The organism is Paenibacillus sp. FSL W8-0187, from assembly GCF_037969755.1.
In the GTDB taxonomy this organism is placed as follows: Bacteria; Bacillota; Bacilli; order Paenibacillales; family Paenibacillaceae; genus Paenibacillus_AQ.
In genome coordinates, this window is the sequence record NZ_CP150206.1 from 4,691,238 (window position 1) to 4,703,700 (window position 12,463).

The following is a 12,463-nucleotide window of genomic DNA, read 5'->3' on the forward strand; positions in this document are numbered from 1 at the left end:
GCAAAATATTAAAATGTTTGAATTTACCAAATCATAGGTAATATATCCCATAAAGGCGCCAGCATATAACATATATACCCATAGGAGGACAGATTTATGGGGTTCGGGTTCGCTATTGCCGATTGCGCGGGCTGCAAAACGTCAAGGAACAAGCCTTGATGACAGCAGACGCGCAGAACATGGAGAAGATGGCGATTCACCTGGATCACCAGGAAAAATGGGGGACTCCCCTTCCTCTCATCGATTGATTTCTACCTGAATGCAAAAAGAAACCCATGGTCGTAAAATGACCTGGGTTTCTGGATACTTTGAAGGCCGCATGGTTATATCCATGCGGCCTTCTTATTTATGCACATCTCTGGGCGGATACTAACCTTCCAATAGCAGCGACTCTGGATCTTCAAGGAGCTCTTTAACCGTAACCAGGAAGCGAACCGCTTCGGAACCATCAACGATCCGATGATCATAAGACAGTGCGATGTACATCATAGGGCGATTCTCCATACGCTCTGCATCAATGGCTACCGGACGAAGCTGGATTTTGTGCATGCCGAGGATACCCACCTGCGGCGTATTCAGGATCGGCGTAGACAACAGCGAGCCGAAGACGCCGCCATTCGTGATCGTAAATGTACCGCCTTGCAGCTCAGACAAGGACAGGGCATTATTACGAGCTTTCGCAGCAAGATTGCCGATTTCCTTCTCAATCTCGGCAAAGCCAAGACGATCAGCATCGCGAACGACCGGAACGACAAGTCCTTCTTTCGCAGATACCGCGATACCGATATCATAGAATTTCTTTACGACGATGTCGTCGCCATCGATCTCGGCATTGAGATGCGGGAATCTCTTCAACGCACCCACAACCGCTTTGGTGAAGAAGGACATGAAGCCGAGGCCTACGTCATGCTTCTCTTGGAAAGCTTGTTTACGACGCTTACGTACATCCAGGATCGCTGTCATATCTACTTCATTGAAGGTAGTCAGCATCGCAGCCGTATGCTGCGCTTCGACCAAACGATTCGCAATCGTTTGACGACGGCGAGACATACGAGTGCGTTCTACTGGCTTTCCATACTCAGCAGCCGGAGCCTGTGCTGCCGGAGCAGCTGTGGCAGCAGCAGACTTGCTTGGTGCTGCAGGCTGCTTGGCTTCATTATGATTCTTCACATCATCATGGTAAATCCGACCTATCGGGTCGCGGCCCTGTACCTGGTCCAGATCAATCCCGCGTTCACGAGCCAGTTTGCGTGCGGATGGCGATGCAGTCAGACCCGCTCCTTCCTCGTTCTGAGCCGGTACAGGAGCTTGCGGCTTCGGTGCTTCTGCCGCGGGTGCCGGAGCAGTCTCCGTTTGCGCGGATGCAGGAGCTTCAGCAGCCTTCGGTGCCGGTGCGCTTGCAACGCCTTCCTGTGGAGAAATTTGACCGAGCACTTCACCGATCGTTACATTCTCCCCTTCTTGACGAAGGATTTTTTCCACAACGCCTTCAGACTCTGCGCTAATTTCAAGATTAACCTTATCCGTTTCTAACTCGAGCAGCACATCACCGATGTTAACGCTATCCCCTTCTTTAACATGCCATTTGAATATCGTTCCTTCGGTGATGGATTCGCCCATAGCTGGTACAGTAATTTCGCTCACAGCCGCTACCTCCCCAATGAGATCTGTTGATTTATAGTTTTACGATTAAGGGCAAAAGAAATGATGGTCTGTTGCTCATAAGCATGAACATCCTGATAGCCGCTAGCAGGGCTCGAACGCTCAGGACGCCCGCTGTAACGGACCTCTGTGCCTTTAGGTGCAATTTCACGAATTCTTGGTTCCATGAAGCTCCAGCTGCCCATGTTCTGAGGTTCTTCCTGAACCCACAGAATTTCTTTCAGGTTCGGATACTTCTGCATCACACGGGAAATTTCTTCTTTCGGGAATGGATACAGCTGTTCCACACGAAGAATATGAAGCCAGGACTGATCCTGATCCTTCTGTTTATCCAGTGCGTCCTCCAAATCGATTGCAACTTTCCCCGAGCAAAGAACAAGGCGTTCCACCTTCTTCGGTGATTGGCCAAGACCCGGCTGCTCCATCACTTTCTGGAAACCGCCCTCACTGAACGCATTCACAGGCGATGCCACGCGTGGATTACGAATCAAGCTCTTCGGAGCCATGATCACCAGCGGTCTGGCATCTTCGGTTTCGGTCAAGGAAGCTTGTTTGCGCAGCAGATGGAAATACTGGGCAGCGGAAGTCAGATTCGCAACCGTCCAGTTATCTTCACCACTCAGCTGGAGGAAACGTTCCAGTCTTGCACTGGAGTGCTCAGGACCATTCCCTTCATAACCGTGAGGTAACAGCATAACCAAACTGGACTTCTGTCTCCACTTCGAGCGGCCGGCTGTGATGAACTGGTCAATGATAACCTGGGCACAGTTAACGAAATCGCCATACTGCGCTTCCCAGATAACCAAAGTCTCAGGAGAGTACACATTGTAGCCATATTCAAATCCAACAACGGCTGCTTCAGTCAACGGGCTGTTATGGATCGCGAACGAAGCCTTGGCTTGCGGCAACCGGTGCAGCGGACAGAAGGTCTCTCCATTAACCGCATCGTGAAGCACAAGGTTACGATGGGCAAATGTTGCACGTTCGGCATCCTGTCCCGTAATCCGGATCGGCTTGCCGTCTGCGAGAATTGTAGCGAAAGCCAGCGTTTCGGCATGGCCCCAGTCCACCTTCTCGCCTTCGTCGAGCGAATTGCTGCGGCGCTCGAGAATACGCTGAAGCTTCGGATATACCGTAAAGCCTTCCGGCCACTGCAGGAGCTCGCGATTAATCCCGCGCAGCACTTGTGCAGATACATTCGTAGCTACTTCCGTCTTGGATTTACCGTCGGTCGCGTTCAGTCCAAGCAGGATCTGATCAACAGGATCCTTCGACTTCACGCTCTCGTAAGAATTCTTCAAGACCTCCAGAACGCTATTCTTCAGACTGTCCACTTGTTCTTGGGTCAGAATGTTTCCATCCACCAGTTTCTTCATATAAATCGTGCTGACGGTTGGATGGTTCTTCACCTTCTGATAAATAAGCGGCTGGGTAGTTTCCGGATCATCGGTTTCGTTATGGCCATATTTCCGGTAGCCAACAAGGTCAATCAGAATGCTCTTCTTGAACTTATTGCGATAATCACTCGCAAGACGAGCAACCGCGATACATGCCTCCGGATCATCGGCGTTCACGTGGATAATCGGAATCTCATATCCTTTCGCCAAATCACTCGCATAATGAGTCGATCTGGAATCCTTGCCTTCTGTTGTAAATCCGATACGGTTGTTCACGATAATGTGAATCGATCCGCCCGTACGGAACGCTGGCAGTTTATTAAAGTTCAGGGTTTCCGGCACGATCCCTTCGCCAGGGAACGCGGAATCACCATGAATCTGAATGCTCAGCGCTTTGTTTACATCCTGCTTCGGATATCCCGCTTCACTGCGATCCTCCTGAGCAGCACGAGCAAAGCCCTCTACCACCGGATTGACATATTCAAGGTGACTCGGATTGTTCGCAAGGGTAATCCGAACCTGTCGTGCTTCATCCTTCTTCAAATAACGGTCCGCACCCAAATGATACTTCACGTCACCTGTCCAGCCGTAGTTAATGCCCATGGAGCCTTCGGATGGAACGAGATGTTTATTCGGAGAGTGCATGAACTCCGAGAAAATCTTACTGTAATCCTTGCCCAGTACATGAGCCAGGACGTTCAAGCGCCCACGGTGTGCCATCCCTACGAGGATGGAGTTGACATCCACCTCGGCCATTTGGCGAACGATTTCGTCAAGCAGTGGTACGAGTGCTTCGTTGCCCTCAACCGAGAAGCGCTTCGCACCTACGAATGTGCGGTGCAGGAACTCCTCGAATTGCTCGGCCTCAAACAGCTTCTTCAAAAGCCCCCTGCGCTCTTCTACGCTCATGGCGGACAAATAACGTCCCGATTCGGCCTGCTCGTTGAGCCATTTGCGTTCTTCTTCATCGTGAACATGGCTAAATTCATAGGCAATGGAGCCTGTATATAATTGTAACAGCCGCTGGATTGCCTCTAAGCCATTCTTGATATCGCTAGGAGCCTCCTCCCAGACGATCTCTGCAGGCAGGGCTGCCAAATCCGCTTGGCTGAGTTGGTAGCTTTCTGGTTGAAGCAGACGTGTGTCAGCTTCGTTTCCAATTCCAATTGGATCAATGTCGGCGGCCAGATGACCATAGGTTCTAATGTTCCATACCAGTTTGCCGGCAGCTACCCCTTTTTTCAGTAATTGCGGGTCATAGCTAACACCTTGTCCCTGCGAATCCGCTTTCTTTTCATTGTTTTCCAAAGATGGAGGCGGTCCCCAGCTGGCGAACAGCTCACGGTATCCTGGCTCCACAGATTGCGGGTCTTGCAAAAACTTCTCATACTGATCTTGAATGTACCCCAAGTTCGGACCATGATATTTCTGCCAAGGTCCCTCTGTCATTCTGTCAAGGGTCTTCATCGCTGACTCCCTCCGTCAGATTATTTTGATTGCTCAAGGACGGAATTTCTAATTTTACATTCTGCATACTACATTTTACATTAAATAAACGTTTTCTTACGATTACATTATAATACACTTGGCCTCAATACCGAAAATACCCTTTATATATAATAATGATCTCAGAAACAGATGAATTTGCGTCAATTTTTTGACGATTTGTCCGTAAAGCCACCAATTCTCTGTATAGGTTTCCAATTAAAGTCATTTATCCGAAAAAACATCCACTTCCAGCCAGTCCATCTGCCGCAGCGGTTCAGGTCCGGTATCCATCCCCAGCAGTTGAAGAAGCTGTTTGGCATTGTCGGAAGCATCTCCTCCCGAATTGTTATTGAATATAATCCAGCATTGTTTCGACTTCTCCAGCAATTGCTCTATCCATACCTTCCACTGCTCCAATTCCTCTAAGCTGTAACGGTATAAATACCGCACCTCGCGCCAGTTGGGCTGACCGCTGGAGTGCCACCCTTCGGCGTTACGGCCATGCATCCGGATCATCACAGCCTCTGTACACGAAGTCTCAAGCACGACCGGGACGGATCCAATGCCCGCTTGCGGCTCGTCGGCGATGCTGTGAATCCAGCCCTCATTTCGCATAAACTCAAGAGTCTTCTCCCGAAACTCTGGCGCATACCAGCTCTGATGCCGAAATTCCAGAGCTACGGGTACATCCTTCATCCACTCCCGCGTACGCTTCAGAATGTCCACATGTTTGCGTTCGCACCCGAACCAGGGCGGGTATTGAAACAGAACGGTCCTTAATTTGTCCGCAGCCCGCAATTCCTCAACTGACGTGAGCAAATGATCAAACATCGCTTTGACGCTTGGGTATCTGTCCTTGCCCTGGCCGCGTGCATGGCCTGTCATGCCTTGATAAGCCTTTACAATAAAACCGAAATGTTCCGGAACAGCAGCTGCCCACTTATTCATTTGTTCCGGTGACGGTATGGCATAGAATGAATTGTCCATCTCCACGATGGGAAAATGTCGGCTGTACATTTCCAGCCTGTCGGCGGCCCTCGCCCCTTCATCATACAACTTGTTATGATCTCCCCATCCGGACAGACCTACCTGAATCACATGCTCATGCTTTTCTTCCGTTAACATAACAATCCTCTCATCCACATGATTTACCATATCGGGGACTTCTATTAATTAACCCCATACGGGAAATTTCAAAAGCAGGCAACCCCTTACTGTTTTTACCAACTGCTATCATCACATTCACTTCTGATCGTAAAAAATATGATGCGCCTCCAGCATTCCGTTCACGATGTGTAGCCTTCCATAGGAGTACCGGGGCTGCCGTCTTTTGTCCGTGGCGGAACCGGGATTGAACAACAGCACCCCTTGCACATGTTCTTTAAACGGTATATGGGAGTGGCCAAACAAGATGCAATCCACCTCCGTGTCCGCAAAAGCTTTTCTTGCCCGGGAGGGGGTTGTTCCTCCCTGTCCGTGCCCATGCACAATACCGATGCGTTTGCCTTCGATTTCGACCAGCTTCTTGTAACCTAACCGTTCTATGATCCGCTCGTCATCAACATTTCCGGCTACTCCTTCCACCGGAGCATATTGACTAAGCTGTTCATAGAGCTCCCAATTAGACCAGTCACCAGCATGAAGAATAAGATCCGAATGCCTCACATCTTCAAGCAGTGCGGCTGGCAGCTCTTTCGCTTTTCTTGGCATATGGGTGTCTGACAATACCGTAATCCGAAATGGAAAACTCATCTTGATCGACCCCTTCTTCATCATATTAAATGCTGAGATACCTGCTGTCTGACACTAACCTATATCCTACCAAATAAACGAATTCAAATAAAACCGCGCAGGTGAGTTGCGCGGTTTGTTGGTCTGTTTAAGACAGAAAAAATTTCCAATCATAAGTTTTAGTTTGTTTGAGTGCTGAATAGAATGTACGAGCATGAAGGTACAAGCTTTCTTATCCATGTTCATGACGAGAGGTGGAAGTCAATGAGTATTTTTATTAGCTACATGATTCTGGGACTTTCTCTATCAGCCCCCGTAGGCCCGGTCAATGCAGCACAGCTCGATAAGGGGATTAAGAAAGGGTTTTGGCATGCATGGTTGTTCGGAATCGGTGCGGTCCTGGCAGATATCCTTTATATGATCCTGGTCTACCTGGGCGTTGTTCACTTCCTGAATACGCCGTTCATGCAGACCTTTCTGTGGCTGTTCGGTGCCTTTGTTCTTATCTATTCGGGGCTTGAAAGCATCCTGAATGCCAATAAAGTGACGATCAGTCAAGAAAACAATGAAGATTCGTTATGGAAAAGCATGCTCTCCGGGTTTCTCTTGTCCGTATCCAATCCGATGACAATCCTGTTCTGGCTCGGAATCTACGGCTCTATTCTCGTTAAAACCGCAACGGACGACGGCTCCGCCAATCTGTTTCTCTACAGCGTGGCCGTCATCGCCGGGGTTGTACTATGGGATTTGTTCATGGCTGCGCTCGGCAGTGTATTCCGCCGATATTTGAGCAATAGAGCGCTCTCCCTGATCTCCATAATTTCCGGCATCTCGTTAATCGTCTTTGGCGTTTATTTTGGAATTCGGGCTCTTGCGCTGCTATATCCGCTCATATTCTAACGAGCCGGCTTCGGACGAAACTTGGGTTTATCCGCCTCCCTGGCGTGGCCTTGACCGGATTTCTTCCACACGGAGCGCATGCATAGGACAACCAGACCGATTACCACGATAAACCCAATACTGATCCAGAGCCCCGGGCGGCTCATAGGGTGGAGTGCGGTTCCACTGACGGCAGCCGCAATCAACAGCATCCCGATGTATCTTTTGATCTTGCCCCACACCGTAAGCTCTATGAGTCGGCCTGCCGATATGAGGATGAAGAACCAGTTATACAGCAGCATAAGTCCTGCACCCGTGGTCAAATACTCATAAATCTTGCCTGGCATGAGCAGAGACAACACAATAGATACAATCAATCCGATAGCTGTAAGGGAAAGTGCATATATGGGCGTATCCCGCTTAAACTTTTTCCTAGAAAACAGCTTGGGAGCGTCCTTATCTTCGGATAACGTAACCAGCATCGTGGTCACTGCATACAGCGAGGCAACCATGGTCGAGAAACCGGCTATAATCAATACAGCATTAAATATATGCGGGATAAAAGGAAGGTGGTAGGAGCTTAGTGCCACAACAAAGGGGCTTTTCGTCGTGGAGAATTGATTCCAGGCCACCATGATCACGGCCATGCCAATCGAAAGAACGTATACGATGGATAGCAGCAGAATCATCACTCTACCCGCTTTGGGCGCTTCCTTCGGATTCTTCAAGCGAATCGCCATGACCCCCATGACTTCAATTCCCCCGAAGGCATAGAACGCAAAAATCAGGGACGACCACATGCCCATGCCACCTGCCGGGAAAAATGCGTTTATGCTGCCCGGAACGTGCAACTTCGACCCTCCTTTTAACCACCCCATCAAGGCGGCAGCAGCAATGATGAGAAACATGACAATCGCGGCGACCTTAATGATAGCCAATACATTCTCCAGCCGGTCGAAGCCTTTGTTGCCGATCCAGATGACAAACAGTCCCAATACGGCATAACCTGACGCAAATATCCACATTGGAACGCCAGGGAACCAGAAGCGAGAGAAAATCGCCAGCGCCGTCATCTGGCTCCCCATGATCAACACTTCGGAGCACCAGTACATCCACCCCGTAGAGAAGCCTGCCCATCGGCCATAGGCTTTTTTGGCATAGGTTCGGAACGAGCCCTTCTGCGGGTCCTCGGCCGTCATCCGTGACAGCACATCAAACACAAAGAAGGTGGCTGTCGCCGCCAATATAATGGAAAGAAGAAAAGCCGGTCCTCCAAGCCGAATGCCTAAAGCGGATCCGAGAAAATACCCTGTGCCGATCGTTGATGCAACCCCCAGCAGCGATAGCTGCCACCATCTCAAGTTCCCTGACTCCGCCTTCGCCCCTTTGTTCACGGTTCTGTCCTCCAGATTATTGTTATGGGTTCGTTCAAAACTTTCCTTATTATGAAGGGAACCTCCGTGATTTATGTACCGCGTATCTCAACCTAAAAATGCCTTTTGGCAAAGAGAAGCCATGGAATTATGCTCATGTCCAGTCTATGGCTGGGTTCTCTCGCATATTTTGGGTGTTCCCCGAGAACTCTAAACGGAAGAAAGCTGTATTGGGGGATCAAACATGTCAGGAACTCGCGGTATTCCAACGAATCAGGCGTTTATGATTATGATGCTTACGGCCGGCTTGACCAATCATGTCATGATCATACCTGTGCTTCTGGAGAAATCCGGACGGGATGCCTGGATCACCATTATCGTGTCGGCCGTATTATTCCTGCCCTGGGTTCTGCTTATTTACGGGATCATCCAAAAAATCGGCAATCGTTCCATCACGCAGGCACTTGACGAAAGCAGCGGCAAAGGGGCACGAATATTGGTGATGAGTTTGTCCGCTTTATATTTTTTTACTTTTGCCTTTTATACCTTAAAAGAGGTCATCGATTGGACAAAATCGACCTATATGATCCAAACCCCTATCATTGCCACCGCATTGGTACTCTTAGTATTATGTCTTGTCAGCGCAAATCACGGCATAAAGACCATTGGCGTTTCTGCCGGAATATTGCTTCCTTTTGTCGTTTTGCTGGGGATATTCGTATCTTTGGCCAATCTGAAAGTAAAGAACTACAATTATTTGCTGCCGGTCCTTGAAGATGGCTTCCAGCCGGTTCTAAGCGGAATCCCCGTCATGTTCGGAGGACTGTCCCAATTTATATTGATTTTATTCTTACGCCCCCACCTTCAGAAAAAACCCGGTTTTCTTACAATCCTGCTCATCCATCTGGTTCTGATCTTCCTGACGTTTGGACCCACCGTTGGCGGCATTGCCGAATTTGGACCTGAAGAAATGGGTCTCCAGCGATACCCGGCTTATGAACAGTGGCGTCTCGTAAAGCTGGGCAAATTCGTAGAGCATGTCGACTTTTTGTCGATTTTCCAATGGCTCAGCGGAGCTTATATCTCCATATCCATCTCGATTTTTTTGCTCTGTGAAACCCTTCTTCCCAAGTCCAAGCAAAGCGTAGGCATATTAGCCGTGTCAACGCTGCTTATTATTCTGTGCGCTTCACCGATCAGCAATCCCAAAATGTATTATGCAATGGCAGACTATTTTTTGCCCATATCCGCCGTTTATATTACCATCTTAAGCCTCCTGTTGTTCTTCTTGATCCATAAACCATCCCAACAACAGAACTCACATTCGTCGAAAGGAGAATCCCCGCAATGAATATGACGGAACAGCAGCTCCGAGATCGTTATGCCGATTCCGATGACATCTATATTACGTCTTATCCTGGTGCAGAAGGTGATATGCTGCCATGGGCCATTATGGTTTACAACCCGATGATGTGCGATTCTCAATTGATGTCCAAAACCTTTTTGCCTGTTATTAGCAAGGAATGGAATATATCCATTTCTCAGAAGCATCCGTTTGATCCCGACCATCTGGAATATTATCTTACCCTTGACACATCCGAGGCTAATGTGGAATCGGTTGATGATATTGTATATTCAGGTTATGTTGCGTTGTATTTTCCTAAAGACAATAAGCTGTATTCTTATAGCGCATCCAAAAGCATTGGGCGTACCCCGGAGGAAAGTTCCGCAGAGACCTCGATCAAAGGTCCTCGTGACGGGTTCGTCGAGGAATTGGATATCAATGTATCGCTCATTCGCAAACGGCTGAAATCACCCGGACTCGTCTATTCCTCCTTTAAGCTGGGTGACAAGAGCAAAACTACTGTCGGCATCATGTACTTAAAAGACAAGGTGATCCCAGAGACCGTCACTGCCATCGTGAATAAGCTAAATGATTTCTCCGGCGACTCACCCGTAGGCATGGGCGAGCTCGCTGAGCATCTAACGCCGTATCGATTTACGGTGCTTCCCATGTTCGATTATACGGGAAGGACCGATCTTGCTTATGACTCTTTAACTCGCGGTCGATTGGTCATTATTATGCAGGGAAGTCCCGTAGTATTGATTGCACCTGCCAGTTTTATGCAGCTCCTGTTTGCCGCAGAGGATCCGCAGATGCCGTTTTATTTCGTTATCCCATGGAGAATTCTCAGACTGGTTGGCTTCCTGATTTCCGTTTTCCTTCCGGGATTTTATATTACCTTGCTATCCTTTCATCAGGATCAAATCCCTTTCCCGCTGCTGGCCACGGTCGCGAACACGCGGCTTGGGCTTCCTATTCCGACCGGGTTTGAAATGCTGATCATCTTGTTTCTACTTACCCTACTGCGGGAAGCCGGTATGCAGATGCCTTCCCCAATCGCGTCAACCATTACGGTCGTTTCCGGTATCATCATCGGTGACGCCGCGATTCGGGGTGGTTTTTTCTCCCCAACGATGACGGTGATCGGCGCACTGGCTTTTGTTGCGGGATCAACCCACTCCAATCAGGATTTTGTTGTTACCCAGACGATTTTCCGGTTTTTAGTCCTTACTCTTTCCTCGGTATTCGGGTTATTCGGTTTTTTCATATCGGTATTCTTGATCGTTCAGTATGCAGCCCATCATAATCCATTTGGACAGCCGTATCTTGCCCCCTTCTCGCCTTTTTCCTTATCCAAAATCATTGGCAATCTCATGCGATTTCCGGGCAAACGAAAAAAGGGTGGAGCCCTATGAAGCGTGTATGGATACTCGCATGTATAGGATCTTTGCTGATTTCAGGCTGCTGGGATAACAAAGAAGTGCAGGATATCAACTACATCACGGCTTTGGGCGTCGATTATAAGAACGACAAGTATATCATCTATGTGCAGATGCTGGACTTCGCAACGATTGCCAAACAAGAAAGCAGCAAGCCAACTGAGAAAGCGCCGATTTGGGTCGGCCGAGGAACCGGCACCACTTTGGCTGAAGCCCTAATCGATTTGTATACATCGAATCAGCAGCGGGTCTCTTGGGGCCATGTCACGGCTTTGGTGCTTACGGAAGCGGTGTTAAAACCTAAGCAGTTGTCCCAAGTGTTCGACCTGACCAACCGTTCGCAGGAAATCCGTTATACGAAATGGATCTATGGCACCAAGGACAATATGGAGGACCTCTTTACGGTATCGCCGTTCTTTCAGCTCTCACCTCTGCACTCACTGCTTCATGAACCCAGAGAAAGCTATGTCCAATTCTCGTTTATACGTCCGATTCAATTCGTGAACTTTATTCGTCTCTACCGGGAGAAAGCCGCTACCGTCGTATTGCCCTCGCTCCATATTTCAAATCAGAACTGGTCGGAAAATCTGAAGCAGCACCCGATTTTAGAAGTGAACGGCGGTTTTCTGATCAAGAACAAGGAATTGATGGGTTGGCTCAAACGATCCGATCTGTTGGGTACACGCTGGCTAGCCTCGCCTCAAACCCATGCTGCCGTCATTGTTCAGGCGGACGGCGAAGCCGTCGGGAGCATACGGCTGGAGAAGCCCCAATCATCCATTGAAGTCATCCGTAAACCAAAGGATGCGTCATATCGAATCAAGCTTAACGTCATCGGGACGGTGCAGAATATGTATAAGAAGGTGGGAATTAAGGAGATGAAGCGCTTAACGGAAGATACCCTGCGAAAAGAAATGCATAATACCTTCCATAAAGCTGCATTGATCCACGCGGATCCCTACCAGCTATGTCTCCAATTGTACCGAACCGATCCGAAGCTCTGGAAGAAATTAGTGGAACAGAAAAAGGAAATCTACGATGAAACGTCGCTTGAACTTGAGGTTGACGTCAACCTGCGATACTGGGGACAGCGCAGAAGTTTGAACCGATAAACGTACGTCATAAACAAGCTGTATTTTGCCCGAAAAT

The 12,463-nt window shown here is 48.8% G+C and carries 9 protein-coding genes; 4 read left to right on the forward strand and 5 right to left on the reverse strand.

The window, feature by feature from the left end; translation table 11 throughout:
- Nucleotides 1-369 precede the first annotated feature (369 nt).
- The 4 genes from odhB to MKY48_RS21020 form a co-directional block, all read right to left on the reverse strand.
- Nucleotides 370-1,644, reverse strand: a complete 1,275-nt coding sequence (odhB, locus tag MKY48_RS21005) for a 2-oxoglutarate dehydrogenase complex dihydrolipoyllysine-residue succinyltransferase (RefSeq protein WP_339290743.1) — start codon at nt 1,642-1,644, stop codon at nt 370-372.
- 5 nt (nt 1,645-1,649) lie between these two features.
- On the reverse strand, nt 1,650-4,526 hold the full coding sequence (locus MKY48_RS21010) for a 2-oxoglutarate dehydrogenase E1 component (RefSeq protein ID WP_339290744.1): 2,877 nt from the start codon (nt 4,524-4,526) through the stop codon (nt 1,650-1,652).
- A gap of 243 nt (nt 4,527-4,769) precedes the next feature.
- Complete coding sequence (locus tag MKY48_RS21015; protein ID WP_339290746.1) at nt 4,770-5,672, reverse strand: DUF72 domain-containing protein; 903 nt, start codon at nt 5,670-5,672, stop codon at nt 4,770-4,772.
- Nucleotides 5,673-5,789: 117 nt separating this feature from the next.
- Nucleotides 5,790-6,299 carry a metallophosphoesterase family protein gene (locus MKY48_RS21020; protein WP_339266080.1) on the reverse strand — a complete coding sequence of 170 codons (510 nt, stop codon included), beginning with the start codon at nt 6,297-6,299 and terminating at the stop codon, nt 5,790-5,792.
- A 243-nt stretch (nt 6,300-6,542) separates the two neighbouring features.
- Between MKY48_RS21020 and MKY48_RS21025 the strand changes: the two genes are divergently transcribed.
- On the forward strand, nt 6,543-7,178 hold the full coding sequence (locus MKY48_RS21025) for a LysE family transporter (RefSeq protein WP_339290747.1): 636 nt from the start codon (nt 6,543-6,545) through the stop codon (nt 7,176-7,178).
- Here the strand turns inward: MKY48_RS21025 and MKY48_RS21030 are convergent.
- Entirely contained in the window at nt 7,175-8,551 is a 1,377-nt protein-coding gene (locus MKY48_RS21030) for an amino acid permease (RefSeq protein ID WP_339266084.1), read from the reverse strand. The two genes, MKY48_RS21025 and MKY48_RS21030, sit on opposite strands and share 4 nt — an antisense overlap.
- A gap of 223 nt (nt 8,552-8,774) precedes the next feature.
- Here MKY48_RS21030 and MKY48_RS21035 point away from each other — a divergent pair, with 223 nt between their 5' ends.
- From MKY48_RS21035 to MKY48_RS21045, 3 genes are read left to right on the forward strand one after another with little or no spacing between them, the layout of a single operon-like run.
- The gene (locus tag MKY48_RS21035; protein ID WP_339266086.1) at nt 8,775-9,881 is read left to right on the forward strand and encodes an endospore germination permease; all 1,107 of its coding nucleotides are present in this window, start codon (nt 8,775-8,777) and stop codon (nt 9,879-9,881) included.
- The gene (locus MKY48_RS21040; protein ID WP_339290749.1) at nt 9,878-11,290 is read left to right on the forward strand and encodes a spore germination protein; all 1,413 of its coding nucleotides are present in this window, start codon (nt 9,878-9,880) and stop codon (nt 11,288-11,290) included. The genes MKY48_RS21035 and MKY48_RS21040 overlap by 4 nt, the downstream gene beginning before the upstream one ends.
- On the forward strand, nt 11,287-12,426 hold the full coding sequence (locus MKY48_RS21045) for a Ger(x)C family spore germination protein (RefSeq protein WP_076322095.1): 1,140 nt from the start codon (nt 11,287-11,289) through the stop codon (nt 12,424-12,426). The genes MKY48_RS21040 and MKY48_RS21045 overlap by 4 nt, the downstream gene beginning before the upstream one ends.
- Nucleotides 12,427-12,463: the final 37 nt, after the last annotated feature.